The 24916-nt window shown below is 65.3% G+C and carries 26 protein-coding genes and 1 pseudogene; 25 read left to right on the forward strand and 2 right to left on the reverse strand.

Annotation, left to right across the window (positions count from 1 at the left end; all coding sequences use genetic code 11):
* The first annotated feature begins 116 nt into the window (after nt 1-116).
* From QOL62_RS15810 to QOL62_RS15905, 20 genes and pseudogenes are all read left to right on the forward strand, one after another.
* Nucleotides 117-431, forward strand: coding sequence for a hypothetical protein (locus tag QOL62_RS15810; RefSeq protein ID WP_029547519.1), 315 nt, complete (start codon nt 117-119; stop codon nt 429-431).
* 132 nt (nt 432-563) lie between these two features.
* On the forward strand, nt 564-830 hold the full coding sequence (locus QOL62_RS15815; RefSeq protein WP_008827576.1) for a type IV conjugative transfer system protein TraL: 267 nt from the start codon (nt 564-566) through the stop codon (nt 828-830).
* A 5-nt stretch (nt 831-835) separates the two neighbouring features.
* Entirely contained in the window at nt 836-1471 is a 636-nt protein-coding gene (locus tag QOL62_RS15820; RefSeq protein WP_283406932.1) for a TraE/TraK family type IV conjugative transfer system protein, read from the forward strand.
* Nucleotides 1455-2237 (forward strand): type-F conjugative transfer system secretin TraK, encoded by a 783-nt coding sequence (locus QOL62_RS15825; RefSeq protein ID WP_010336441.1) that lies wholly within the window; start codon nt 1455-1457, stop codon nt 2235-2237. The genes QOL62_RS15820 and QOL62_RS15825 overlap by 17 nt, the downstream gene beginning before the upstream one ends.
* A pseudogene (locus QOL62_RS15830) lies at nt 2234-3579 on the forward strand (TraB/VirB10 family protein). The gene QOL62_RS15825 and the pseudogene QOL62_RS15830 overlap by 4 nt, the downstream one beginning before the upstream one ends.
* A 24-nt stretch (nt 3580-3603) precedes the next feature.
* A complete protein-coding gene (gene traV / locus QOL62_RS15835) occupies nt 3604-4254 on the forward strand; it encodes a type IV conjugative transfer system lipoprotein TraV (RefSeq protein ID WP_283406933.1) in 651 nt (216 codons plus the stop codon).
* Complete coding sequence (locus tag QOL62_RS15840) at nt 4251-6797, forward strand: TraC family protein (RefSeq protein ID WP_283406934.1); 2547 nt, start codon at nt 4251-4253, stop codon at nt 6795-6797. Before traV ends, QOL62_RS15840 begins: the two co-directional genes overlap by 4 nt.
* Nucleotides 6794-7123 carry a hypothetical protein gene (locus QOL62_RS15845; RefSeq protein WP_283406935.1) on the forward strand — a complete coding sequence of 110 codons (330 nt, stop codon included), beginning with the start codon at nt 6794-6796 and terminating at the stop codon, nt 7121-7123. Before QOL62_RS15840 ends, QOL62_RS15845 begins: the two co-directional genes overlap by 4 nt.
* On the forward strand, nt 7120-7356 hold the full coding sequence (locus QOL62_RS15850; protein WP_010336434.1) for a hypothetical protein: 237 nt from the start codon (nt 7120-7122) through the stop codon (nt 7354-7356). The genes QOL62_RS15845 and QOL62_RS15850 overlap by 4 nt, the downstream gene beginning before the upstream one ends.
* Complete coding sequence (locus tag QOL62_RS15855) at nt 7346-7990, forward strand: hypothetical protein (RefSeq protein ID WP_029547515.1); 645 nt, start codon at nt 7346-7348, stop codon at nt 7988-7990. Before QOL62_RS15850 ends, QOL62_RS15855 begins: the two co-directional genes overlap by 11 nt.
* A complete protein-coding gene (locus tag QOL62_RS15860) occupies nt 7987-9000 on the forward strand; it encodes a TraU family protein (protein ID WP_029547514.1) in 1014 nt (337 codons plus the stop codon). The genes QOL62_RS15855 and QOL62_RS15860 overlap by 4 nt, the downstream gene beginning before the upstream one ends.
* Nucleotides 8997-9326 (forward strand): hypothetical protein, encoded by a 330-nt coding sequence (locus QOL62_RS15865; RefSeq protein WP_086493919.1) that lies wholly within the window; start codon nt 8997-8999, stop codon nt 9324-9326. The genes QOL62_RS15860 and QOL62_RS15865 overlap by 4 nt, the downstream gene beginning before the upstream one ends.
* Entirely contained in the window at nt 9323-11254 is a 1932-nt protein-coding gene (locus QOL62_RS15870) for a hypothetical protein (protein ID WP_086493918.1), read from the forward strand. The genes QOL62_RS15865 and QOL62_RS15870 overlap by 4 nt, the downstream gene beginning before the upstream one ends.
* The gene (gene traN / locus QOL62_RS15875; RefSeq protein ID WP_283406936.1) at nt 11251-12345 is read left to right on the forward strand and encodes a conjugal transfer protein TraN; all 1095 of its coding nucleotides are present in this window, start codon (nt 11251-11253) and stop codon (nt 12343-12345) included. Before QOL62_RS15870 ends, traN begins: the two co-directional genes overlap by 4 nt.
* 13 nt (nt 12346-12358) lie before the next feature.
* Nucleotides 12359-13207, forward strand: a complete 849-nt coding sequence (locus QOL62_RS15880; RefSeq protein ID WP_249258584.1) for a type-F conjugative transfer system pilin assembly protein TrbC — start codon at nt 12359-12361, stop codon at nt 13205-13207.
* The gene (locus QOL62_RS15885; RefSeq protein WP_283406937.1) at nt 13179-13775 is read left to right on the forward strand and encodes a S26 family signal peptidase; all 597 of its coding nucleotides are present in this window, start codon (nt 13179-13181) and stop codon (nt 13773-13775) included. The genes QOL62_RS15880 and QOL62_RS15885 overlap by 29 nt, the downstream gene beginning before the upstream one ends.
* A complete protein-coding gene (locus tag QOL62_RS15890; protein ID WP_010336426.1) occupies nt 13772-14668 on the forward strand; it encodes a conjugal transfer protein TraF in 897 nt (298 codons plus the stop codon). Before QOL62_RS15885 ends, QOL62_RS15890 begins: the two co-directional genes overlap by 4 nt.
* Nucleotides 14665-15261, forward strand: coding sequence for a hypothetical protein (locus QOL62_RS15895; RefSeq protein ID WP_086493917.1), 597 nt, complete (start codon nt 14665-14667; stop codon nt 15259-15261). Before QOL62_RS15890 ends, QOL62_RS15895 begins: the two co-directional genes overlap by 4 nt.
* Before the next feature lie 46 nt (nt 15262-15307).
* The gene (locus tag QOL62_RS15900; protein ID WP_010336424.1) at nt 15308-16747 is read left to right on the forward strand and encodes a conjugal transfer protein TraH; all 1440 of its coding nucleotides are present in this window, start codon (nt 15308-15310) and stop codon (nt 16745-16747) included.
* Between the two features lie 8 nt (nt 16748-16755).
* The gene (locus tag QOL62_RS15905) at nt 16756-20499 is read left to right on the forward strand and encodes a conjugal transfer protein TraG N-terminal domain-containing protein (RefSeq protein WP_086493916.1); all 3744 of its coding nucleotides are present in this window, start codon (nt 16756-16758) and stop codon (nt 20497-20499) included.
* Nucleotides 20500-20507: 8 nt separating this feature from the next.
* Here the strand turns inward: QOL62_RS15905 and QOL62_RS15910 are convergent, their stop codons facing one another.
* Nucleotides 20508-21008, reverse strand: a complete 501-nt coding sequence (locus QOL62_RS15910) for a hypothetical protein (protein WP_240511553.1) — start codon at nt 21006-21008, stop codon at nt 20508-20510.
* A gap of 86 nt (nt 21009-21094) precedes the next feature.
* Here QOL62_RS15910 and QOL62_RS15915 point away from each other — a divergent pair, with 86 nt between their 5' ends.
* The 3 genes from QOL62_RS15915 to QOL62_RS15925 all read left to right on the forward strand — a co-directional run bounded on the left by QOL62_RS15915 (nt 21095) and on the right by QOL62_RS15925 (nt 22386).
* Nucleotides 21095-21265 (forward strand): hypothetical protein, encoded by a 171-nt coding sequence (locus QOL62_RS15915; RefSeq protein ID WP_170065827.1) that lies wholly within the window; start codon nt 21095-21097, stop codon nt 21263-21265.
* Nucleotides 21266-21534: 269 nt separating this feature from the next.
* The gene (locus QOL62_RS15920; RefSeq protein ID WP_010336421.1) at nt 21535-21891 is read left to right on the forward strand and encodes a hypothetical protein; all 357 of its coding nucleotides are present in this window, start codon (nt 21535-21537) and stop codon (nt 21889-21891) included.
* Nucleotides 21892-22131: 240 nt separating this feature from the next.
* Nucleotides 22132-22386, forward strand: a complete 255-nt coding sequence (locus tag QOL62_RS15925; RefSeq protein ID WP_010336420.1) for an acyl carrier protein — start codon at nt 22132-22134, stop codon at nt 22384-22386.
* A gap of 494 nt (nt 22387-22880) precedes the next feature.
* On the opposite strand, the gene QOL62_RS15930 is transcribed toward QOL62_RS15925, so the two are convergent.
* Nucleotides 22881-23270, reverse strand: coding sequence for a hypothetical protein (locus QOL62_RS15930; RefSeq protein ID WP_138984418.1), 390 nt, complete (start codon nt 23268-23270; stop codon nt 22881-22883).
* Between the two features lie 621 nt (nt 23271-23891).
* Between QOL62_RS15930 and QOL62_RS15940 the strand changes: the two genes are divergently transcribed.
* On the forward strand, nt 23892-24095 hold the full coding sequence (locus QOL62_RS15940; protein WP_010336418.1) for a hypothetical protein: 204 nt from the start codon (nt 23892-23894) through the stop codon (nt 24093-24095).
* Between the two features lie 47 nt (nt 24096-24142).
* On the forward strand, nt 24143-24472 hold the full coding sequence (locus QOL62_RS15945; protein ID WP_010336417.1) for a hypothetical protein: 330 nt from the start codon (nt 24143-24145) through the stop codon (nt 24470-24472).
* The last annotated feature ends 444 nt before the right edge of the window (nt 24473-24916 follow it).

Genomic DNA, 24916 nt, shown 5'->3' on the forward strand with positions numbered 1-24916 from the left:
ACCAGGATGCCGGCGGCGGCGGGCTCATGGAGCCGTCCACCGACGCCCCGGCCGACACCGATCCCCGTCGATGCCGGCAGGCGAATGTCCGGACGGCTCCTCTTTGGAGCAATGCCATGATGCGTACATTCGGTAACAAGGCTCTCGCGGCGGCGAATATCGGCCTCCCTTTGGGCGTGATGGCCCTGATCGCCGGCCCGGCCCATGCCTTCTCGGCGCCGGCCCAGGGCGATCTCGGCTACGACATCTACGATATCGTCGTGAACAAGGGCGTGAAGGGCCCGCTGGGCTTCGTGGGCGGCGTCGCCGCCTTCCTGTTCGGCGTCTCGCGCCTCTTCTCGAACATCATGATCGGCATCCCGACCATCGTCGCGGCCGTCTGCCTGATCAAGGCGGATTCCATCCTCCAGACTTTCGGGATGGTCGTCTGAGACGCCGGGCGCGGAGCGCACCTGGCTGATCCGCCAGGCCCGCCCCGCGCCGGCACCGTGCTGGGGGCCGATGGTCGGTCCCCGGAAACCGACACCTTCGCAAGGTGTCATGAAGCAGGAGGAGAAGGGCACATGGACGAGCGCCTTCCGCAATATCTGCATCGACCGGTCCAGATCCTTTGGTTCGGATCGGACGAGTTCCTGCTCGCGACCTCGAGCGTTTTCGTGGCCGCGATCGTGGGCGGATTTGTCGGCTGGGCGCTCATCGCCGCCCTTCTCCTTTTCATCCCGTGGAAGCGGAGCAAGCCCAGGGGCTACCTGTCCCACCTCGCCTGGCGCTGGGGCCTGGTCTCCTTCCCCCACTATCCGGGTCCGACGCAGACCCGCTTCTTCGAGTAGGCGCGATGGGTATCCTCTCACGCAAGCGAAAGGCCGAAGATCCGCTGCTGGGCAAACCGGCGAGTTTCGGCATCCATCGCTATCTGCAGGGTTCGGCCAACCTCTTCGAGGAGAACCGGCTGCTCAAGGTCGCGGTGGCCGGCATGTTCGGCGTCACGGTGGTGCTGGGAGCGGTCATTTACACGACCAACCAGAACGCGCGCACCGTAGTCGTTCCCTTTGGCGCGTCCGGTGACCTCTACGTCTCGGGCAGCAAGCCGTCCGAAGCGTACCTCGTCGCGATGACGCGCAACATCGTCGCGCTGTCGGGAACCTGGTCGGCCTATTCGGCCGACCGCCAGTTCCAGGAGCTTCTCGGGCTGGTCCATCCGTCCGCCTACGGCGCGATGCGCGACAGCCTGAACGGTGTGCTCGACGAGCTCGCCGATAACCCGACGCTGTCGATCGCGACTTACATCCGGGGTGACCAGCCTGTGCGCTGGACGCCGCATGAGATCCTCGTGCCGGTCGAGAAAGTCCGCGTCATCGGCGGGGTGATCCGCAAGTTCCGGGGCGTTCTGCGGATCGGTTACCGGATCGAGAATGGCCGCTTCTGGCTGACCCGTCTTTCCGAGGAACAGTTCGATGCTGAAACACGCTGATCCCGGCGCGTCGCTGCGCCGCGCCCCGATGCTCTGCCTGCTGCTCCTGGCAGCGCCGGCATCGGCATCGGCACAGGGTATCCAGGCCCTACCGGACCAGACCAGCCATATCCGCCTCTCCAACCGCGACATCAATCATGTCGTGTGCGAGGGCGGCGAGATCGAGGACGTCAAGTTCTCGGCCGAGAAGGGCCTCGCCGTGGAGAAGGGCGGCGCGGACGCCTGGATCAAGTTCCTGACGCGCGAGGTCGACGATGCCGGCCAGGTCACGCGGACCTATGTGACCCAGCCTGCGGAATTCTTCGTCACCTGCAACGGCGCGACCTATCCGCTCTATGCCGAGCCGGCCGAAATCCCGGCGCAGACCGTGCTGCTTGTGCCGGGCGCCCGCCAGCGCGCGCAGGCCAACAGCGACCTGCTCGCCGCGCTCGCCGACGAGGACCGCGCGGTTTCGGTGACGATGGCGCTCCTCGACGATCATGTCCCGGCGACCTTCAGCGAGGTCGCGCCATCGGGCGTGGCGATACGGTTTGCGTCTCTGCCCGCCCTTTCGCTGACCGAGCAGCGCCGGATCGCCATCGAAGGCACCGGGCTCTCCGCCTCGGAATATCGGCTGCAGGCCGCTGTGCCCATCGTGCTCGACGAACGCCAGCTGGTCGATGCCGGTCTCGGGGAGCGTATCTTCGCGATCACCCTCGATCGTGTGCGCCTGGCCGCAGGAGAAACCGCCCGCCTCGTGGTCGTACGCCGGGGAGCGGTTCAATGAACGGGCCGGACGACAAGGCCACGGGCACCCCTGAGCCGCGTTCGGCCTACCAGGCGCACCTGGCCGAACAGGCCGCGCGCGAAGGCGAGGATGCGCTGGCCCGTGCCGGGATTGGCACAGCTTTTGGTCTCCCCGACTGGAAAGCACAGTGGGACCGGCTGTCCGCGAAGCAGAAGCTGCGCGCGCGCCAGCTCGCGGTCGCCGCCACCGTCGGTGCATTGGGGTTCGCGCTCTATATGGCTTCCGGGCGCAAGGAAGAGGTGAAGAGCGCCGATCCCGCCGCCTCGCTCAACATGGGCGCGGGCCTACGCGGCGACAGCCTCGAGGTGAAGCTGCGCGGCGACCTCAAGAAAGTGCTCGACGGCCAGCAGCTGCTCGGAGACCGGGTCAGCGCCATCGAGGAAGGCAAGGTGGTTCCCGGCAGCAAGTCGCCTACGGCTTCCCAGGGCAGCGATGGCGATCTGCCGCCCGCACTGCCGGATACCGTTCCGGCCCTGCCCTATCCTCCCGAGACGGGCGACATCTCGGCAGACGCCGACAGATTGCCTGCACCGCCGACGGGGCCCGTATCTGTGGCGCCGCCCGCACCGCCAGTCGAGAAGACGATCGGCGCGATCGGCTCGGCGACCGGCGCGGTCATGGCACGGGCGGCCCGCAGGGCGCGGCCGACGTCTCGGCCTCGTCCAAAAAAAAGAATCGGACGATCTATTTACCGCCTGGTTTCATGAAGGCGCGGCTCCTGACCGGGATTGACGCGCTGGCGAGCCGGGACGCCACGAGCAATCCGGAGCCGATCATCGCGAGGGTCCAGGCGCCCGCGGTGCTGCCAAATGAGGTGAAGGCCAACCTTGCCGGCTGCTTCGTCATCGGCAACGCCACCGGCAGCCTCGCCAAGGAGCGGGTGGAAATCCAGCTCGTCTCGCTGTCCTGCGTCGATTTCGACGAGCATTCGGTGGTCGATCAGCCGGTCAAAGGCTTCTTCGTCGACACCGACGGCAAGAAAGGCCTGTCGGGCAAGGTGGTGACCCGTGCCGGCGCGACGCTCGCCCGTGCTTTTATCGCCGGCACCATCAGCGGCATTTCGCAATCGGTCGAAAGCACCTTCGGCAGCACGTCGACCTCCGCACTGGGCTCGGTGCGCACGCTCGATGCCGCGGACGCCGCCAAGACCGGCATCGCCGGGGGCCTTTCCAAGTCCTCGGACAAGCTCACCGACTTCTACCTCGATCTCGCCCGGCAAGCGGGGCCCATCGTCGAAGTCGGCGCCGCCAAGGACGTCGTCGTGGTGATCCAGGAGGGTGTCACCCTCGAGATCAAACCCGGCGCCACTGCCAAGTTCTAACCCTCGCCAACCGGAGACAAGAACATGACCATGCCACGTCCCGCATTGCTGGCTCTCCCCCTACCCCTCATTGGCCTGTGCCTGACAGGCTGCGCGGCGGTCGGCTCGGTGATGTCGCCCTATCGCGAGAAGTTCTCCTGCAAGAACAGCGACCATGGCCAGTGCATCCATCCCGACCAGGCCTATGCCGACGCGCTGGCCGGAAGGCCGTCCAAATCGGATCCGGCCGTCACCAACGATCGCAAGTTGCTTGTCCACGACAAGGCGCACCCCATGGACGAGCGCACCCCACCCGCTGCTCAACCCGCCCCAGCGGCGCTTGCCTCCAACCGCAGGGGTACGAAGCTTCCTGCCGCCGCCCGACCCGCACAGCCCAACATTGGCGCAGTGGTCGAGAGCCCTTCCTCGCCGATGCTGCGACCCTCGCGAACGGTGCGCACGCTGATCCTGCCTTATGCCGACAAGCAGCGGCCGGGTCGCCTCTATATGCCGCGCTACATCTATTCAATCGTCGACAGGCCCGCATGGGTCGTCGGCGACTATCTCGTCGAACCCGGCGGCCGAATTCCCGCGCCGCCGGTGCTGCGCACCACGCGCGAGAGCGATCCGGCAGGAACCGCTGAGCCGGCCACCGGTGCACGCCGCGGCACCCTCGAACCGGAGAGCCGGCCATGAGCGCGCGGGATGCCCGGGGCGGCCTCAGCTACCAGCGCCTGCGCGCGGCGGTGACGCGCGATGCCTATTCCGACTTCCTGCCAATGCTGGCCTGGGTCGAGGAGGAAGAGGCGTTCCTGTGCATCGACGATGGCTGGGGCCAGGCCTGGGAGCTCGTTCCCGCCGCCTACATGTTCGCCCATGTCCAGCAGGCGCTGCTTGGGCTGCTCAATATCCACTTCCCCGAAGGCACGGTGCTGCAGCTCATCACCTTTGCAGATCCGCTGATCGATCCCGCGCTCGATGCTTACCTCGACCTCAAGGTCCGGCCCGATCCGCTGGTGCAGGCCTCGGCGCGGCGGACCGCAGACTATTTGCGCGCCGGAACCCGCGGGCTCGATTCCCTGCACGGTATCCCGGTGCGCGACTTCCGCCTGCTCCTCGCGGTGAAGACGCGAGTGAAGCTGGGCGCCGATCTGCGCCGGCAGGTCGAGGAACAGCTGGCGAAGATGGGCATCCGCCGTCTGCCGCCATCGGAGCTTGTCAGTTTCTACCGGCGGATCTTCAACGGTGTGTTCGCGCCCGCGCCCGGCGTATTCCTGCAGGACAGCGTCGGCGGGATGCCCGCGCCCTCGGTTGCGCGCCAGATCATCGAGGCAGGGCCGGACCTCTTTTTCGAGGGGCCGGAAGTTTTCCTCGGCAACCAGGTCGCACGCTGCCTGACGCCCAAGGCGCCCGCGCGGCGCATCACCGCCGAGCGCGCGAACCGTCTCATGGGCGGCATGCGCGGGAGCGCCGAAGACAGCGACCAGATCGGCGGCCCGTTCCTCTCCTGCCTCTCGGTGCTGTTCGACCATTCGCAGTTCGAGATCCACAAGCGCGCGCAGATTCTTTCCGCGCAGAAGGCAGCGGGCAGCTTCGCGGTCGAGGTCGGCAAGCAGATCGAGGAGATCGGCTGGATCCTCGACGAGGCCTCGAACAGCCGGTTTGTCTCGGTGATCCCGACAATGTGGGTGCTGGGCCGCGACAGCGCGCAGGCGCGCGACATGGCGGCGCGCGCCAAGCGGCTGTGGGAGTCCGAACCGCTACCCTTCATGGTCCAGGAGGAGAGCTATCTGCTACCGGTGCTGCTCGCCGCCAGCCTGCCTTTCGGGCTCTATCCTGAAAAGCGCACGATGAAGCTGCTCGAGCGCGATTTCCGGATGCCGGTGAAAACCGCGACGCTGATGGCGCCGGTGCAGACCGATTTTCGCGGGGGCGGGCGCCCGGCGCTCCTCTACGTCGGCCGCAAGGGTCAGCTGATCACGCTCGACCTCTTCGATCCCAGGATCAACAACTACAACTTTATCGTCTCGGCCGAGTCCGGCGCGGGCAAGAGCTTCCTGCTCAACAACCTGTGTCAGCAATATTACGCGCAAGGCGCGCTCATCCGGATCATCGATATCGGCGGCAGCTATCGCAAGCTCTGCACCCTTTGCTCGGGCCGCTACATCGACATCGGCGAGGAACGCCTTGTCCTCAACCCCTTCGACATGGGGCTCGCGCTCGACGGCGAGGACAAGCAGTCGGCGATCGCCATGGCGGTCGCGATCGTCGCGGAAATGGCCAATGCCGCCACCCGCAAACCCGTTACCACCTCGCAGTGGAATCTCCTCAAGTCCGCCGTGCAGTGGACCGTCGATGGCGGGCGCGGCGAGGACGGCATCGATGCGGTGCGCGAATGGCTGGGGCGCTATCCCGAGAACGCCGTCTCGGACCTCGACCGCGTCGACCATCTCGTGCCCGTCGCGCGCGAGCTCGCCTTCAACCTGCGCGATTTCGGGTCTGGGGGCGCCTACGGTCATTTCTTCAACGGCCCCTCGACCTTCGATATCCGCAGCGACGAGTTCGTCGTGCTCGAGCTCGAACGGTTGAAGGCGCTGCCCGACCTCTTCAACGTCATCGTCATGGTCGTGGTCAACGCCGTTACCCAGGAGCTTTATCTCTCCGATCGCGGCCGTCCCCGCTTCGTGCTGTGCGACGAGGCCGCCCAGTTCATGACGCGCAGCGACGGGCAGGATCTCTCGCGGCTCGCCGAGGCCTTCGGTCAGGGCTATCGGCGGGCGCGCAAATACCAGGGCAGCTTCGGCATCGTCCTTCAGAGCATGAACGATCTGACGCTTTTCGGCGGCACCGGCCAGGTCATCCTCGAGAACGCGGCGACGAAGTTCCTGCTGCAGGGTTCGACCTACGACAAGGCAGTCGACAACAAGATCCTCGACTATTCGGGCTTCGTCCTCGACCTCCTCAAATCGGTCCGCAACGCCAAGCCGAACTATTCCGAGGTGTTCATAGATTCGCCGCTTGGCCTCGGCATCGCGAGGCTGGTCGTCGATCCTTTCAGCTATTGGATCAACACATCAGCGCCGGGAGAGGTCGCCGCCTTCGAGGCGCTGCTGCGCGCCGGGCGCAGCCCGCTGGAAGCCGTGTGTGAACTCGCCGGTATCGATCCCGTACAGATCCTGGGTGATACCGGCGGCCGGGAGCGCAGTTGGGATGGTCAATCGGATGGCGCCTCGGCATGACGCGCGCACCCTCCCCGCATCCCGACCAGCTGCTGCTCGACTGGGAGCAGGACCCGGCCGTGCAGGCCGCCATCGAAGCGCGCGTCGCCCAGCGGGCGGAAGCGGCCGCCTTTCGCTGGCGGTTGCGGCTCGTCGCTATCGAAACCTCCATGATGGGCGCACTCGTGACGATCGCCGGCCTCGCGCTTCGCCAGCCGGTCCTGCCCGCGCTGCGCGCCGGGATCATCGTCGCCGCCGCCTGCTTTGCGAGCGGCATGCTGCTGATCGGTCTTTCCGGCGCCTGCGGCAAGCTGATGTCGCACCTGCGGCAGGGGAGGCATCGGTGAACGGGATCTTCTCCTCGACGCCGGCCCCAGGGCCTATCCGCCTGCTAGTCGGCAGCCAGGGCCTGCTGCTGGTTCAGTCCTGCATCGCCTGCCAGTTGCCCGCCGTGCCCGGTCGGTTCCGCCTGCTCGTCGTCATCACCGCGATCATTGCCACCGTTGCCGTGATCAGCGCGGCGATCGGCGAGGATCGCAATGGCGGCCAGGCTGGATGGAGGCGTCGTCATGGTCGCTAGGTCTACACATTGCCTCGCCCAGGTTTTGTCCGCGCTGGCGACGCTGTCCCTTCCCTTCGCGACCTCGACAGCGGCCCTTGCGGGGACCAGCACCATCGGTCGCACCTGGCCCATCGCCGAACCCGACGCACTGAGCGAGATCGAGGGCCGGGCCGCGCGCGTTCCCGATATGACGACGGCCTTCGGGCCGCGCAAGCGCTGGTCGGCAATGAAGGCGGCATCGCTCGGAATTGCCCGCGCGGATCGGACCCGCACGGTGGTCCCTTTCTATACGCTCGACCAGGATATCCGCCTGCCAGAGGGCAAGCTGCTCTATGCCAAGGGCTACAGCTTCAACCCGCTCGCCTATGTGTCACTGCCCCAGCGGCTGATCGTCGTGCATCCGCGCGAACTCGACTGGGCGCTGCGCACCGCAAGGCCCGCCGACTTCATCCTGCTCGCGGAGGGCAGCCCCGGTGATGCCGATGCGATCACCCTGGGCGAACGGCACGGCCGCGCGCTGTTCCTGCTCGAAGAACGCGTCAAGGCGCGGCTCGGCCTGACCGTCGCGCCGGTGATCGTCGCGCAGGACGGCCAGAAGCTCGTGCTTGCCGAAGTCGACAGGCGCAAAACCGACCGGAGGGCAGTGCGATGAAACTATTGTCGCTTCGCAGATTGCTCGCGCTGAGTTGCGGCTTTGCCGCACTGGCGGTCGCGGCTCCCGCCCATGCGTCCAAATGCGAAGCGGGCACGGTGTTCAACCCGATCACCAAGGTGCGCTGGAACTGCATCTTCCCGATCACCATCGGCGGGGTGAAGGTCGGCCCCAGCGAACCGCTCGGCAAGGCGCTCGACGCCCAGTCGGCGTCCAAGCCGCTCTGCGCCTGCCGCAAGGGCGTGACCTTCTGGTTCGGGGTGAAAGTCAGTTTCTGGTCGCCGAACCGCATGGTCGATGTCGTGACCGAACCGGGCTGCATGATGGCGCTCGGCGCGGACATCATGCCGACCGGAGGCAAACTGCAGGGAAGCCAGAGCAGCCTCGCCGACGGCACCAACACGCGCAAGATGTTCGCGCAGATGCACTACTACATCTCGCCGGTCTGGAAGATGCTCGACATGTTCACCGACCTGCCGTGCATCGAGGACGACGGCTTCGACGTCGCCCTCATCACCGAAGTCCTGCCGACCTGGCAATCGGCAACGCTGGGCGCGATCATCCAGCCCGAGGCGATCCTGTTCGGCAATCCGGCGGCGGGGCTTGCCTGCATGGCCGACAGCGCGGCGGCAGCCGCGGGCAAGGTCGTCGATCCGCTGTTCTGGTGCATGGGTTCGTGGGGCGCGACCTATCCAGTCGCGGGCGACATTCATTTCGGGGACAGCGTCGAGGCCTGGGCCGGTCTTGCCGCGCGCGGCCTGTTCATGATGGGTCGGCTCGGCGCGCTCACCATCAGTTCGGCCGACGGCTGCTCCTTCATCCCGCAGCCGGTGTGGACCAAGAGCCGCTACAAGTTCCAGCTGATGGAGCCGGTCAAGGGCGGCAGCTGCGTCAATGTCGGCCGGCCCGGTGCGCTCTGGACCAGCGCGAAGCACGCACCAGGCAAGGACAACGCCCAGTTCATGCTCTTTGAAAAGACGATCTGCTGCGCCGGGGTATCGACGCCGTGAGCAGGTCGCCCTCCGACAACCGCGTGAAAGCGCCCGGGATCAGCCGGTGGCCTGCCCGTCAGCCCATCAGCCCGGGCGTTCCCATCGCGGTCAGACGGGCGCCGTTTCCCCCCTCCGGTGTCGGTCGGGCGGTCGGCGTGGCCTTGGATACAGACGATGGACAGACGGTGCGCCCCTCCTCGCCGTTTGTCGTCGTGGCCACGCTGACCGTCTTCGAGGGGCAGGCCGTGTTCAGGGCCGAAAGGTCGCACAGCGAGGGCGGCGTCCTGCTGTTCCGTTTGCGGCGCGGGTCGCGTGGGCTGGTTCCAGGCGAGATCCAGCCATGAAGACCCGCGCCCTCTTCCTCGCCGCGGTGCTCGGGCTGTCCGTGCCGCTGTACGCGCAGACGCCGGAGGACCGCGCCCGCGCCGCGGCCGCCGCCGCGCGCGCCAAAAGCGCGGACAGCGATGCGCTGCTGGATAACTACGTGACGCCGGGGATGGCGGGTCAGAGCATCACCACGATAGACTCATCCAAAGCGTTCACGCCCGATCTTTCCTGCCAGAAGACCGCGACTTATCTGGAACTGATCGCGCAGCCGAATGCCACCGGCGATATCGGCACGCTCAGCATTTCGCGGGACAGCGATCTCGACGGCAGCTTCGACGAGGCGCTGACGGTGCCCGTCGTGACCTCGGGCATCTGCGCGAACGGGATCATTTCGTGTACGCCGGGGACGTGGGATGCCTGCCGGTTCTTCCGCTGGGACACCGCGGCTTCGGGGGCGCTCAAGCTCAGCGAAGTCGAGCTGACCGAGCTTGCCGGCTGTTACTGCGTCAACAACAGCTGCGGCAACAACCTGGTGTGGGGCAACATCGCCTCGGTGCTGAAGGACCTCGGCGGCGGCGTCGTCGGCGCGCTCACCACGTCGGACGCGCGCATCGCCATTTCGCAAGCGGCGATCGATGGGCCGGTCATCCGCTACACCGGCGCCCAGACCACCTCGTGCACAGCGCAGTCCGCTGTCGGCGCCACCGCGTACAAGAGCAATCCCGGCGCCATCTCGAGCGACGCCTCCGCCGCCGCGCAGGCCAGCAGCGTGTTCCAGGCGCTCGCCGCCTCCTCGACCGGCACCGGCACGTCCGAAGTCAGCCGCAGTTGCACCATTACCCGGCAGATCACCCAGAAAGAAATCACCATCGAGAAGATCATCGACCGGGTCGCGGGTGGCTATGCGACCTCTGTCACGGGCTCCCAGAACGTCACCTTCCTCATGGGCTCGCCGTCCGACAACAGCCTCTCGGGCGGATCCTGCTCGATCTTCGATTTCCACATGACACTGCGGATCAAGGACAGCGACCGCCTGCGCCAGGTGCTCCTCACCCGCTTCGGCGCCGATGACTGGGCGCAGATCCGCATCGACGGCGAACTGCTGGGTTCCGGGCCGCAGAGCTGGACCGGGACCGGATTGCCGCCGGGCAAATGCGAGAAGAAGGGCGCTTTCTACCTGAACCCCGCGCTCGATCTGACCTCGCGGATGACACAAGGCGATCATGACATCTGGCTGCGCGTTGCGGTGGCCGAAGGCGGCGAAGCCTATGCCGCGATCGATGCGAGCGTCGATACCGGATGCAAGACGAGCGAGCAGCTCGTCGATACCTGTTCCGGCTATGGGGCAAACGAGGCCTGCCGGCTGCAGGATGAAGTGGTCGACGGGGTCACGACGTTTCGCAGCGGGGTCAACACCGGCCTCTCACCGCTGCCCCAGACGCGGGTGTTCGGAACCGGCGCCTGCACCGCGCAGATCGCTCGCGACTTCTTCCTGCGCGAGCGGACTTACCGATGCACCGTCGATCTGGGAGCGGCGGCCCAGCCCGATCTCTCGCGCGGCGCCTATATCATCGACCACTCGACCGAGACGCTGCTCGCCGACCGGGTGGCGAACGCCGACGGCAGCTACAGCCTCACCACCCGCAGCTTCTCCATGCCCGATCGCGGCAGCGTCAGCGCCTGCGAGCCGATCTGCAAGACCCGCAAGGCGCAGGCGATCACGGCCGTCGCCCCCGATGGCGTAACCGGATCGAAGCAGACCGATCCGACAGGCTGGGACTATTACTACCGCACCTGCCAGGACAGCAACGTCTGCCCGGCCGGGGACGGCGAGGAGCTCGTCGAGGGCTGCGGCTGTCTCGATGATTTTCCCGAGGCCGCAGTGATGATGCAGACGGTACGCCTCGGCGGGGCGGACATGGTCTGCACGAGCAGTGTGCGATGAGCGCCGTGCGGTCCCTCCTTGCAGCGGCGATGCTGCTCATGACCGGCGTGCTGGCGCTTCCAGAAGGGGCCGCCGCGCAGCAGCTTTGCGCCGTTGATCTCGACGGCAACGGCGATGCGGCCGACGAAGGCGAGACAGCCACCTGCCATCTGACCGCTTCGGGTGGATGGATGTGCCCGATCGGCCAGACGACGTGCGAGGCGGACACGGCAGGCGCGCTGCACTGCCCGCTCGGCGATCAATATGCCTGCGCGGTTCCCGCGAGCGGCGGCGCGGCCGCCTGTTCGGCCAACACCTGCATCGACACCAGCGCCAATCCCGTCATCGTGGAAGCGGCGCTCGACGATCCCGGTGTCGAGGCCGACGACGACGTCGATGCCGACGGCAATTGCCTGGGCACGATCGAGATATTCTCGGGCCGCGCCGCGCGCTGTCGTCCCGCAGGTCTCAGCACCACATTTCAGAACTGCTGCAAGGACAAGGGCAAGATCGTCAAGGACGGCATGGGCAGTTCGATCTCGTCGATCTCGACCAAGATCGCCGTCGCCAAGGGCGTCTTCACGGGCCTCAAGGCGGCCTACACCGCCTTCAAGGCAGGAGCGACCGCGAACCAGGCGGCGAGCGCGGGCGCCAATGCGATCATCGTCGGCATCGATCCCACCTCGATCGCGATCAGCCTTGCCGTCAATTTCATGATCGAGGTGCTGCTGCAGGGCTGCGACCAGGAGGACATGGAAGTGGGCATGCTGCGCGGCTCGGGGATGTGCCACGAGGTAGGCAGCTATTGCTCGTCGAAGATCCTGGGCATCTGCGTGCAGAAGGCGAAAGGCCACTGCTGCTTCAACACCAAACTCGGCCGCATCATCCAGGAACAGGGACGCCCGCAGCTCAAGAGCTTCGTCGCGAAGGGCTGGGGCACGGCGAAGAACCCTTATTGCCGCGGGTTCACCGCGGAAGAATTCCAGGCGCTCGATTTCAGCAGAATGGACCTCTCGGAATATTACGAGGAGATCGAAGCGCGCGCCCAGAGCGAAATCCAGATCGACATGAAGGACAAGATCGATGCCTATATGCAGACGATCAGCAACTAGCCGCGCCCTCCTCATGGCTTGCCTCGCCTGTGTCCCCATAGGGGCAGGTGCAAGCGAGCCGCCGGCCGCGACCGGGCAGGCACAGCCGGAGAACGCCCGCACGCGGATCGAGGACCAGGGTGCGGAAGCGATGGAGCGCGTAAAGCGCGCCGCCGGCAAGGCGAAGGACCGCACCATCCCCTCGCCCGTTCTGCCGACGAAGCCGGACACCGCCACGCAGCGGCGCGCTTTCGAAGGGCTTCGCCGCCGCAAGACGGATCCCGCCATGGTCAAACGCGCGGAAGGAGACGTCGCGGCCGCGCGCGAAGCGCTCGCCGCCGAGCGCGAAGCGGCCAGTCGCCGGGTCGCGCAGGCGCTGGGACTGGAACAGCCCGAAGCCGCGGCGCTGGCCGGCGTGGTCTCCGCTGGTGGTGAGACGCGCTGGGTGCCGGTGCTGTTCGTGTCGTCCGCGATGCCGGTCGCGACACTGCGGACCTACGCGGGCCAACTCGAGCGGGCCGGCGGCGTCATGGCGTTTCGGGGAATGCCTGGCGGGATGCGGCAGGTCGCGCCGATGGCAAGCCTGTCGGCGGCGATCCTGCGCATCGATCCGGGGTGCGACGGTCCCGCCTGCGCCATGCGCGATGTGCAGCTGATCGTCGATCCGCTGGTCTTCCGCCAGCATGGCGTCACCCGGGTGCCGGCGTTGGCGATGGTCCCCGGCGATCCCACCCAGCCCTATTGCGAGCGCGACGAGGTGCTCCTGCGCGCGCCGCATCTCGTGTTCGGCGACGCGGCGCTTACCGGGCTGCTCGAGGAATATGGCCGCCTCGGCGGCGGAGAGGAGGTGCGGGATGCTCTCGCTCGCCTGGCGCGCCGGTAAGCGGCTCTGGCGCGAGGCCATGGATCTGCCGCTGCGCGCCGCCGTGGCGCTCGGCGCCAGTGGCCTTGGCCAGCCGGCGCGCCCCGCGCAGCTGTTCAAGGCTTACGGTATCGTTCTCCCGATCGGTCTCTTCGCCTGGTGGGCGATGCCGCACATGACGCTGGTGATGACCCCGTCGATCGACGCCTGGGTGGTGCACCGCGCGCCCGGGCCGATCGGGCGCGGCGATCTCGTATCGTTCATGCTGTCTGACCCGGTGGCGGGTCCGAGGGCGGTCAACGTTACCAAATATGCGCTGTGCATGCCGGGCGAGCGGATCGTCATGATCGAGAAGGCCGGTCGCCTCGGGCAGCCCGGCAATGGATGGTACTATTGCAACGGCCGCCTGATGGGCGCCAGCAAGCCGGTCGGCCGCGGCGGCAAGGCGCTGACGCACTGGCGCCCGGGCGTCACGCACATTCCCGATAGCATGATCTTCGTCGGCTCGAAGCATCCCGATGGATATGACAGCCGCTATTACGGGCCGGTCGCGATCGATCGTCTGACGCGGATGGAGAAGCTGCTGTGAGGCGGCGGCTTGCCTTTGCCGCGGCCCTGTTGCTGCCCACCCAGGTAGCGCTGGCGCAGGCGGCCGGGCGCACCAGCCCGCAAAGTGGCAGCCGCGGCTACTGGTGGTATCAGGCGTCGCCCGAGGTGGAGAAGGCCAAGGAGGAGAAGCCCGATCCGGACGCGCTGGTGAAGCCGGTGATCCCGCCGATGGCGGAACTGGCGACCTGGACGCCGCCGAAGATACGCACGCTGATCGAACAGCAGCGCGACTATGCCGCGACGGTGCTTACCGTCGAGGCCGTATCGGACTTCTGGCGGCTGCAGGACTTCGCGCGGCGCAAGGCCCGCGCCTTCGCAGGCGTCACCCAGCTCGCCATGCTCACGCATCCCGAGCTCAATGCGAGGGCGGCAAACCCGATGGTCGGCGAGGCGCGCGATGTGCTCGGCGCGCAGAAGGACCAGCTGCGCCGGCAGTATCTGCGCTCGAAAGCGGGAGAATTCGCGCTCGTCATGTTCGCGCGCGGGTCCTGCGGCTATTGCCGGGTGCAGTGGCCGATCGTTCAGCGCTTCCAGGACGAGATGGGCTGGCAAGTCAGCCTCATGGATCTCGACCGGAAACCCGAACTTGGGCAGCGCTTCGGGGTGGAGGTGACACCCACGACCATGGTCATCCGCCGGAACAGCCAGCAGCGCATGGTCATCGCCGCCGGGGTCGAGACCTATCCCAACATCGCGCAGATGGCCTACCAGGCGGTGCGGCTGCTCAGCGGCGATATCCGGCCCGAGCAGTGGCTGACCGGCGCGGGCGAGGAAGACGGCTTCTTCGATGCGCTCGCCAATGGCCCGGTCTCCTCGACCGATCCGCGCGTGATCGGCGGCGATCTTATCGATGTGCGGGAGCCTAAACCATGAGGCTGCGCGTGCGTCTTGGATACGCCCTGCTGATCACCGCAGGATTTTGCGCGGCGAACCAAGCTGCCGCGCAGCAGGCGAACAGGGACATCGCCAGGCGGGCCGCCATTCACCCGGTATCGACCGCCTCCGACATGCACCTGTGGCTATCGCGCGTTCCGGTGACGCGCGCCTTTCCTCCCGACTTCGAGACCATGCTACGTGACCAGGCCTCGCTCTATGTGATCGAGATGAGCACCGCGCCCGGCTGCCTGCCCTGTGCCGATCTGTGGTCGAAGCTGCTCGCATTCCGCGCCCGCTATGGCTGGCAGGTTCGCATCATCGGCGCCGAGGAGGCGATGCTGCGCTCGGGGCGTCTGGGACTTCCCTGGGTCGGTAGCCCGGTCGCTTGGGTTCGCGCGGCCACGGACCCGAACCGCATGGTGCCCATCGCCATTGGCACGGACCATGGAGCGAACATCGCGCGTAACGCCTGGCTCGCGGCCCGGATGCTGACCGGGGCGCGGACCGCTGTCGGCGTGCGCGCCATGTCCAAATTCACCGGGATCGTCGGCGTGAGGGCGCCGACCTCCTCAAACCGGAAGGGACGCTGATCATGGCGGGGCCGCGTCACCTTTCCACTTCACTGGGATGCCCGCCATGGAATGTAATCCACGCCGCCTGAATCGTCGCGCTCCGGCCTTCGTGCTCTTCCTGGTGGTCGCATCGTGCGGCCACGCGGTTCCCGCCCATGCGCAGAGCTGGACAGAAAGCTGGTTCGACAATGTCACCTACACATCGCCCGGAAGTTTCGAGGACCAGACCCGCGGCTATGTGACCGCGGGCGGGATGTCGGGCCGGGTCGACGTCCATGACGACTATCTCATGAGCCTGACGCTGCCCAAGGTGAAGGCGGGCTGCGGCGGCATCGACATGTTCCTAGGCGGAATGTCGTTCCTCGATCCGGAATATCTCGTCGAGAAGCTGGAGACCATCCTTCAGGCCGCGCCAGCGGTCGCCTTCCAGTATCTGCTGGAAACCCTCGACGAGAAGATGGGGAATATAATTTCAAAGATGGAGGCCGCGACCAATTACCTGAACTCGATCCAGGTGAACGACTGCCGCCTCGCCAATCGCATGGTCCAGATCGCCAGGGGCGACGACAACATGTCGGGGATCCTCGAGGAGATGACCGGCTACAAGTCTATCCGCGAGGGTTATGCCAACAGCTGGCAGCAGAGCCGCGAGAAGATCCAGGCGAACAAGGGCAATCCGACCGAGGACCTGAAGGACGCGCTCGAGAATTGCCCGGCGGAAGTGACCGAGATCTTCAAGACCGGCTCGCTCCTCGCGCATGCCGCCGCCCGGGTCGGCGCTTCGGACTGGGCGGGCGTCATGCGGGCCCGGGTCGGCGACGTCTACATGCGCTGGGATGCGAACGACAAGGTGCCGGTGTTCTCGGCCATTCCCGCCTGCCCGCACCAGGACACCGAAAGCGCGGACGATTTCCTGACCGGCCGCGTGCCGACCCGTGCGCTCAACATTCCCGCCACCGCCTCGGACTGTTCGGTGAACGGCAGCGGGCGCGGCGCGCTGGTGCTGGCGCGCGAAAAGATGGAATCGGTCGCCGCGAAGATCCGCACCCGCTCGGCGCTGACGAGCGAGGAGAAGCAGTTTGTCGCCAACGTGCGGACCCTGCCGGTCTATCGCCTGCTTGAATGGGGCGTGCGCCAGGGCCTTACCGACAGCGTGATCGCCGACACCGACGAGCTGGTGGCGCTCACCCTCGCCTACCAGATGCTCAATGACCTGACCCGCTCGATCGACTTCGCCCTCCAGAACGCCGAGCGCGGCGTCACCACGGCGGGCGCGGCGGACTCGGCGAATACGAACGTGTGCCAGACGCGCATCCTCACCAAGGGCATCGAGCAGCTTCGCGAGCTCCGGGACGAAGTGCTGCGCCAGCGCGCGCAGATGCGCCAGTCCTACATGGCCGCGATGAACCAGGCGAACCTCTCGGCCAGCTATGCCGGGGTCGTGCGCCAGCGCGACCGCGACGCCCGCGATGCCGCGGGCGCCAACGCCAATCGTAACCGGTGAGGCCCGCCATGCGCTCCTTTCTTCGCCTGCTGATTGCCCTCGCCGGCTCGCTTGTCGCGACGCCGGCGCTGGCGATCGATTCCAGCTATTACACCTGGGACGGCTTTTCCGAGACCGTCGATGCCTTCCACCTGATCGCGATGATCTTTGGCGATCCGCGCTACGAGACGCTGGTGGTGATCATCGCGGTGGCGGGCATCGCCTTCGGCGCGGTGATCGCCAGCATCCGGGGCTCGGGCATGGGGCTCGTCGCCTTTGGCTTCCAGATGCTGGTCGGCATCGGCCTGTTCGCCGGGATGATCGCCACGACCGGCACGGTCCATGTCTACGACCGGGTTCGCAACGCCTACCAGCCGGTGGGCGATGTCCCCAATCTCATCGTGCTGGTCGCGGGCGTCACCAACCTCATGGAACGGGCGCTTGCCGAGACGATCGACGATAATACCACCGATCCCAATGCCAAGCTCGAGTTCGGAGCGGGTGGCCACGCGTTCGACCTGTTCCTGAACGCGGTGTCTCCGCGCAGCCCGATGGTGGATACCTTCCTCGATGCGACGGTGAAGGACTATGTGCGCCAGTGCTATCCGGTCGCGCGCGTCTCCCCGGCCTATGGCGTCGACGACGATCAGCTCTTCCGGACCTCGACCGACCTTCCCGCCTCTTTCGCGGCGATGGCTGGACCGGCCACCTTCTCGACCGTGTTCACGGCGAGCGACAAGGCGGGAACGACGGTGAGCTGCGAGGCGGCATGGAGCCACATTTCCGAGCGTCTGTCGGATTCCACCCTGTTCGATGCCTACAGCGACCAGGTCTGCGCACGCACCGGCTTCGACGTGACCCAGACGGCCCAGCGTGACCGCTGCCGCCAGCAGATCGACGGCCTGGGCGAGATGATGCTGGGGCAGGCGATGAGCCGGCAGAAGTTCCTCACCAACATCCTGCTCGGCCAGACAGTGGGCGACGTCCTGTTCGAGGATTCGCCGGCGGCGACCGCACGGGTGATGGCCAATCGCGCGATCGAGTCCAACGGGCTTGCCACGCTCTCGACCGCCAACGAATGGATGCCGACCATCCGCGCCTCGGTCTTCGCGATCATGCTGATGATGATGCCGATCGCGCTGCTCTTCATCCTGACGCCGATCAATCTGAGGGTCGCGAGTTTCGCGCTCGGCCTCTTCGTCTTCGTCGCTCTGTGGGGCGTGATCGATGCCGGCATCTACCAGCTGACCCTGGGGCGGGCGATGGATGTTCTGGCCGAACTGCGCGCGACCAGTGTCGCCGCCGACAGCTGGATACTCGCGCCCTCGGCGGCAATGAAGGCGCTCGCCATCTTCGGCTCGTTCCGCACGGCTGCCGCTGGCCTGGCGGGCGCGTTCGTGTTCACGGTGTTCCGCTTCTCGGGCAACATGTTCACCGCCTTCACCTCGGGCATGCTCGGGGTCCAGGGCCAGGGCAGCATGGCAGCGGCCACTGTCGGGACCAGCGAGGGCTACGCCTCGGCGCTTGAAGCGCAGGCGTCGGCGAGCGGCACGGCTGCGCGGCGATCGGCGTCCTCCGGGTTCGGCGACTTCGGCGAGCGCAGCAGTTTCGGTCTGGACCGGGCCTTCGCCTCCTCCGCAGCCGTACTCGGCGAACAGGGCGGCGGGGCGAGCGGGACTGCTGCGTTCGGGCTCGGCCGAACCGACGCCGCACGCGAACTGGGCGGTCTCTCCCCTGCCCTCGTTGGACGGGACCTCAGCGACCCGGCGACGGCCCGCGTCGTTCGCGCCAACGCAGCGACATCGGCCATCCATAACTTCGCCCAGGGCGATGCCTTGCGAAAGCTGGGCACGACGTATTTCGGGGAAGGCCAGTCGGGCGAGCGAGCTTTTGCAGCCTTCGCGCAGAACATGGTACAGTGGAAGGCGTTCGGCGACCAGCGCGCTTACGAGATGATGCAGTCGGGCGCGCAGCGGCATTTCGAGCGCAGCGGCTATGACCCAAAGGATGCCGCGCTCAAGGCTTCCACCGTCATTGCCCAGGCAGGGGCCGATCCGACTTTCGCCAAGCTGACCGCCAACGCCTTCGAGCAGGACCAGATGCTGCGCAACGACCTCACCGCGGCTGACACGCAGGTCGGCGCGATGGAGGGACGGCGCGACTACGCGGGGAATCGGGTCGCTGCCGTCGAGCGCGGCAATGTCGCGACCGAGCAGGCGCATCGCACCGGCGGCAATCAGGGTCAGCGCCAGGCAGCCGCCATGCTGGGTCTCTCGGTCACCGAAACCAGCCGGCGCATCGGCTTCATCAATGCTCTCTCGGGCGAGGCGCGATCGACGGCGATCAGCCAGCTTTCCCGCGCGACCGGGCGGAGCGAGGCTCAGGTGCTGCGCGCACTGGAGAGCTACAATGCCGCGGTACAGGTCGGGACCGCCGATGGTGCGAGCGCCGAGGCGGCGCGCGAGGGCGCGAGTGTCTATGGACGCACGCGCGAAGCTGCGGGCTACGACTTCGCAGAGCGATCGGGCAAGCTCGACGCCCAGCGCGAAATCGGGCCCGACGGGGTGCGCAGCAACGCGCAGATCGGTGAACAGCGGCGGCAGGCGGATAATGCCGGCTTTGCCGAAGGGGCCGCGGCTGCAGGCGTTTCCGTGCGAGAAGCCGCGCGTCTCGATTCCTTCATTCGCGCGCTTGCCGGTACCGCCGGTAACCAGGTCGACATGGCCGAGGGCGGCGCGGAAGGCATCGCCGATCGCGCGCGCAACGAGCGCCTGACCGGGATCGTCGAGCGGGAGCGCCTCACCCGCACCCAGGCGCTGCTACGCGCGCATGGGGTCGAGATGTCGAAGCGCCAGATCGCGATGGACCAGAATGGGGACCTCAGTCTTAATCTGACGCCCGAACTCGCAGCGCAGATGTGGCGGGGCGGTCTCATCAACGAGAGCCAGCTTGGCGCCATCGCCAATGGCGGGCATGCGCGCTTCAGTTTTGCGCACAACGATCTGCTCGTCTCCAGCAGTACCGGCTTCAGCCAGTCCGCGCGCAATGACACCAGCACGCGCTTCGAGGCCAGCAAGCAGGCGGGGCCCGATACCATCGAGCACTTCCTAGGCAGCGGCAAGGAAGGGCAGGCGGCCATGGCCAACTGGCTGCGTGGCGGGTTCGAGATGGACCGGCGCGGCAACTGGCGGCTGAAGCCGCAGGTGGCCGATACGCTGGAACGCGATGTCACCGCGATCATCGCGCAGACGGGATGGCAAAGGTCGCTTTCGCGATCGGCTGAGCATCAGACCACGGACAATCAGATCATATCTGCAGATCTTACCGCTTCGGCTTCGCGGGGCGTTGCGGCCGGAAAGGAAAAGAGTGACGACAAAAGCGATGGCGGAGGAAGCGCCACGGGTTCGCTGACCGGCAAGATCGGAATGGATATCGTAGATCGTGGCAGTGCTGGAGTATCTGCGCAATCATCGATCGATATCGTAAATTACGACGTTCGGGAAGCAATCGCCTCAGCCGAAAAGACCGCTTCTCGCAGCGGCCGCCCAGAAGAGGCTTTTGCCAAACATCTGAGTGAGCAAGTGCTTGGCAATGATGGTTTGCGCAACCGTTACCTGAGGCAAGCCGACGCGGGCCGCGGCATTTTTGATGTCACAGGGCCTATCGCTTCGATGGAGCAATCATCGATCCTTAGTTCAGGTCGACTGCTATTTGATCGTGACAATGGCTTGGCGGATGGTGATCCCAGCTTCAAAGAACGGCGGGATCCGTGATCTCAGTCTCAGTCTTTGATCACGCCAATGTGTCGAAGGTGCCGAAGGCCGGATCGAGCATCGAACGGGTCTGTATAGGGATCGATAGTCGGCCTTTGGGAAGGAGGCCCCGGCGTAATCACCCATTCCCCACAGCCAACCTTGGCCTTAAGGAAGCCATATCCCAGGATCGCAGCCACTGTGACCGGATTGAACACGAAGATCAGCAGGACCATCGTGTTAGCAAGATAGATGTTCAACCGGTCGAAGGGGATGGCCATCATCAGTTCGAGGCCGATCCAGTAGAGCAGCGCCAGTGCAAGGTAGATTTTGGCATACCAGGGGCGCCAGAACCAGTCGGCCGCGCGCGGAGATGGCGGGGGCGCCTTTTCTGCGGATTCGACGTGATCAACATCCTGCATGTGCAGAGCCTTTCCGAAGAGGAGAATAGCACAGGTTTCGATGGCAGAAAAACCTGGTGCGATGGGTCGGGGGGAAAGGCGAGGCGAACCATCGCCGCCTTCACCCACCTCACTTTCCTCCCTCCCCACCCTCCACGCCAATGCTCACCGATTGATTTTCGGGCGAGACGGCCGCTGCCGTCCCGGAGGTCACTGTGACGAAGCGGAAGCGGCGCGATCCCGAGCCTTGCCCTGCTCTGTCGCCGCGAGCCGAGGCTGCCATCATGCGTCTGGCGGAGCTTCTTGGCCGCCAGATCGCGCGGGAACTGCATGAAGAGCAGAACCGGCAGAGGGAACAGAAGGATGATCCGGCAAGACAGCCATAACGGTGGCACGCTATCAGCATGAGGAGTTTATCCGGCCTTCGGGAATCTCGTCGGAAGACGCGGATGGGCCGGGCCGTGCAGCTGCATTGAGCGCTGGTTTCACCCGCTTCAGCGACGAATGGCTCCACGGCGTACTGACTCCCGACGCTATAAACAGTATGGGCAAGCTTCGCATATGATCCTCGCAGATGAGTGCCGTTTGGCATGGATGCCTCCCGGCGCGGCATATTGCCGGCGCGGGTATGGTACGGATATTTTGAGTAGCTGAAGTGAAGGCAGTTCACGGCAACATCGATGGCCCTCTCGCGCTCGACGAGGATATCGCGCTCTACGGCAGGATTTCCGGGGGCGCGACAGTTCGCAGCGGCAAGCGATTCATCCTGCATGGCACGATCGCCGGCGATCTGCGGGTGGAGAAAGATGCCCGCGCGGTCGTGCGCGGAACCGTCGCCGGGCACATCTATAACGACGGCGGACGGGTGGAACTGTTTGGCATGGCCGATGCCATCGCGAGCAGCTCACACGATGGCGTCACCATCATCGATCCTGCTGCACACGTCCTTGGCGGCGGGAAACCTCGTTCGGTCGACCCTCGGCGATCGGGAACGAAGCACTTGCCGCTATAATGGCAGCGCTTCTGAGGCAGGTTTCCGACTGATCCATTCCTATCGACGTTGGATTGGCGTGTCTGCGGCACGATCTGCTGGTGAAGCAGCCCGTCTCGGCTACAGTTCCTCTCTTGACGAGCCGAGGCGGATGAAGCGACCATGCGAAGACAGGCCCTCGCTCCGGCAGCGTTTCTGCACCGATCGGTGTCAACGATCCGGATATCGTTGGGGGCTCGGTATCAGCAGGGGTTGGGCTCCATGGACGACGTCGCCGCACGAGTAACCAGCATCGTGATCGAACATATGGGCGTCTACGCCGATCAGGTCACGCCCGAAGCGAGGTTCATCGAGGATCTTGGTGGCGACAGTCTCGACGTGGTGGAACTGGTGATGGCATTCGAAGATGAATTCGGCGTGACGATTGCCGACGCAGATATCGACACCATAGTCACGGTGCAGGATGCGATCAGTTACATCGAGACGGCCCAACAAGCGCGTCCGGCCCGCGCTTAAATCGAGGGCATTTCAGAATAGGCGCCTCATCTGTCGAGTTCGGAGCCGGTGGCGTTCTGATTTATCGTACGCTCTCATGCAAAATGTGATGTTGCGCCCGATTCCCAACAAGCGCAGCCATCTTTTGCCTTTTGGGGCATCCTCACCCTGACTTTCAAAGGCTGGCCCTGGCGGCCAGCTTCTTTTTCGCATGGTGTCTCACGAAGTCCCGCTGAGAACCAGATTGTTGCGGTGGTGGCTGGTGCCGTGTCGGCGGCACGTAGGAGCGAGGCTGGCCGGCGTTTCTCCGTCCCACATCCGAGAGGTCGATCTTGCAATATTGTAATGCGATTTGACGGCCTACGTGAGATAATCACCGGCAGCGACCCGAAGGACGCCGCCGGTGAGGCGGCGCTCATGACTGGAGCCTTCCGGGCGTATCTGCGTGGAAGGCTCAATTTTTGTCGCTCGAGGACCGGGCGTGCAGGGTAGATGGCGGGATTTGGTAGGCTCGCCTAGTTGGGCTCAGCCTCGGGGCCATTCTCGTCGTCGGCAAGGCGATGGAGATCCTGCTCGATGGTTTGCAGGATCGGGACGATGATTTCCTCCACGTCCTGATCGCGCAGCGCTTCACGCGCCAGTTTCAGCTTGACGATTGCCGCTTCGATATTGGGCGCCGGGAGGGATAGGAGGGTTTGGACCGCTGTCTCGTAGGGGACGGCGAAACTGGCGTCGGTTCGCTCCCATTTGCGTACCCTCGCACAGGCTTTGTCATAGTCTTCGGGAGTGAGATTAGGATCTGGACAGGGCGTGCTCGCCCGCCACTCGGTGAAGGTGTGGCGAGTCTTGCGAAATTGCTCTATTGCCGCGAGCCACGTCGCGACCATGTCGTCTCGCGATGTCATCCTCAAAATTCCCTGAACCAGTTGCAGGCCCGGCGCACTGTAATCGATTTGCCTGGCCGCATACAAATCGGCCCTCTGAGGCAAACTTGACTCGTCACCATGGGACAACGGCGGTGGGGAGATCGGTGTCGCAAAACTGCGGATTCAGCGGTGGATTTTACCGAAAATTAACCGGATTGCTGTTGCTTGAGGGCCGCTGGAAGGGCCTGGGTGCGGGTGCCGGTTCCGACCTTTGGAACAGTATTCCATGATTGAAATGCGTCGCGGCAGACGCCGCCTGGGTGAGTTGACGCTAGAGATCATCAACATCTCCGATCAGGGCTTCATGTGCGCGAATGAAGTGGAAATCTAACGCGGGGAAAGAATTGAGATCCGCCTACCAGTCATAGGGCGTATCGAAGCCCATCTCGTCTGGGTTCATGGCGATCGCAGCGGCTTCCAGTTCGAACGCATCATTCGGCCCGACGATTTTCGGGCGCTGCTGGCGGCCCTGAACGGGCGATCGGGGAAGCGAAGCTGATGACAGGCCGGCTTGCGATTACGAATGTCGCGGTGTCCCTGCTATGCCTTTCCGACATGGCCCGTCTTTATCACCTGGAGACGCCGCGCTAGATCGACCCGATGGACTACCGCGTCAAACTCATGCCTCGTATCCATGTCCTCGATGCCACGGGACAGCTGGTTCCCGATGCCCATGTCATTGAAATCGCCTTTCCCGGCGCATCCATCCAGACGCCGCGCGGCCGCATCGAAAGGATCACCGGCCAGGGCAGCGCCAGGATCACCGTCGACGATATCCTTAGTGAGGGTGTGCCCCTGTGCTGAACGGTAATTCCAGTTGGTTTCGTCCTTCAGCCGTCACGCTTGCAGGCATGGTTGTCGCGAATGAAGACATGCGATTTGAAGTGCCCTGGGGTGCTGTCCAGGGCATCAGCGCGGGACGCGTTCGGATGGACAACGAGGTGTGGCACCTAGCTTTGGCGGCGGACATCGACAGGGAATGGAGCGCGCGCCTTGTCATCGTCACTGAAGCGGATCGGATCTGGGCAAGGTTCACGCAGGTGCTGCCGCAGGTCTTTCCCTGCGTTCCGAGCGTGACGATGTGGGGACCGCAGGCGCTAACCACGCCGGAGCCGATTTCGCTGTATGATCGGCCATCCAGGGATTCTTATTCGCTGGGTGCCGAAACGCGCTTGCAGTAGGCGCGTCTGCTTGTTTCTCCAGCCAATTCGGCGCTTCAGCTTTGTCAACGACAAGGCGATCGGATCTTGAGGTCAGCTGAATCACGACGAAGTCGACGGCATCGGAAAGAGCGCCTTGATGTTGCAATTGGGTGGGCGCGTGGAGTCGGCTGCCTGCTGGGGACATTGGGGATAAGCGGGTCGATGGCCTCAAGTGATCGCCCTTAATTTCTTACCCACGTGGAGGGTTCGGATGGTCCAGCGTCGCGGGCGGCGACTGACGCGCGGTTCCTAATCCCAGCCCTATCACCCCGCCGATCACAGGTTATCGACAGCTTCATTCACCGGTTATCGACATATTTGGCTACTCCTAGTGGTTTCCGCCTGACATAAGAGTCCGGTTCGGGATTCCCTTTGTTGCGTTCGCATGCGAGTCTGGCGCATGCGCACAGGAATATCGTTCAC

Source organism: Novosphingobium panipatense, from assembly GCF_900182875.1.
Classification (GTDB): Bacteria; Pseudomonadota; Alphaproteobacteria; order Sphingomonadales; family Sphingomonadaceae; genus Novosphingobium; species Novosphingobium panipatense.

Excerpts from the sequence above, each read along its gene's own strand:
- QOL62_RS15810 (WP_029547519.1), top strand. The coding sequence starts at position 117 with ATGATGCGTACATTCGGTAACAAGGCTCTCGCGGCGGCGAATATCGGC.
- QOL62_RS15815 (WP_008827576.1), top strand. The coding sequence starts at position 564 with ATGGACGAGCGCCTTCCGCAATATCTGCATCGACCGGTCCAGATCCTT.
- QOL62_RS15820 (WP_283406932.1), top strand. The coding sequence starts at position 836 with ATGGGTATCCTCTCACGCAAGCGAAAGGCCGAAGATCCGCTGCTGGGC.
- QOL62_RS15825 (WP_010336441.1), top strand. The coding sequence starts at position 1,455 with ATGCTGAAACACGCTGATCCCGGCGCGTCGCTGCGCCGCGCCCCGATG.
- traV (WP_283406933.1), top strand. The coding sequence starts at position 3,604 with ATGACCATGCCACGTCCCGCATTGCTGGCTCTCCCCCTACCCCTCATT.
- QOL62_RS15840 (WP_283406934.1), top strand. The coding sequence starts at position 4,251 with ATGAGCGCGCGGGATGCCCGGGGCGGCCTCAGCTACCAGCGCCTGCGC.
- QOL62_RS15845 (WP_283406935.1), top strand. The coding sequence starts at position 6,794 with ATGACGCGCGCACCCTCCCCGCATCCCGACCAGCTGCTGCTCGACTGG.
- QOL62_RS15855 (WP_029547515.1), top strand. The coding sequence starts at position 7,346 with ATGGTCGCTAGGTCTACACATTGCCTCGCCCAGGTTTTGTCCGCGCTG.
- QOL62_RS15860 (WP_029547514.1), top strand. The coding sequence starts at position 7,987 with ATGAAACTATTGTCGCTTCGCAGATTGCTCGCGCTGAGTTGCGGCTTT.
- QOL62_RS15870 (WP_086493918.1), top strand. The coding sequence starts at position 9,323 with ATGAAGACCCGCGCCCTCTTCCTCGCCGCGGTGCTCGGGCTGTCCGTG.
- traN (WP_283406936.1), top strand. The coding sequence starts at position 11,251 with ATGAGCGCCGTGCGGTCCCTCCTTGCAGCGGCGATGCTGCTCATGACC.
- QOL62_RS15880 (WP_249258584.1), top strand. The coding sequence starts at position 12,359 with ATGGCTTGCCTCGCCTGTGTCCCCATAGGGGCAGGTGCAAGCGAGCCG.
- QOL62_RS15885 (WP_283406937.1), top strand. The coding sequence starts at position 13,179 with ATGCTCTCGCTCGCCTGGCGCGCCGGTAAGCGGCTCTGGCGCGAGGCC.
- QOL62_RS15895 (WP_086493917.1), top strand. The coding sequence starts at position 14,665 with ATGAGGCTGCGCGTGCGTCTTGGATACGCCCTGCTGATCACCGCAGGA.
- QOL62_RS15900 (WP_010336424.1), top strand. The coding sequence starts at position 15,308 with ATGGAATGTAATCCACGCCGCCTGAATCGTCGCGCTCCGGCCTTCGTG.
- QOL62_RS15905 (WP_086493916.1), top strand. The coding sequence starts at position 16,756 with ATGCGCTCCTTTCTTCGCCTGCTGATTGCCCTCGCCGGCTCGCTTGTC.
- QOL62_RS15925 (WP_010336420.1), top strand. The coding sequence starts at position 22,132 with ATGGACGACGTCGCCGCACGAGTAACCAGCATCGTGATCGAACATATG.
- QOL62_RS15930 (WP_138984418.1), bottom strand. The coding sequence starts at position 23,270 with ATGACATCGCGAGACGACATGGTCGCGACGTGGCTCGCGGCAATAGAG.
- QOL62_RS15940 (WP_010336418.1), top strand. The coding sequence starts at position 23,892 with ATGGACTACCGCGTCAAACTCATGCCTCGTATCCATGTCCTCGATGCC.
- QOL62_RS15945 (WP_010336417.1), top strand. The coding sequence starts at position 24,143 with ATGGTTGTCGCGAATGAAGACATGCGATTTGAAGTGCCCTGGGGTGCT.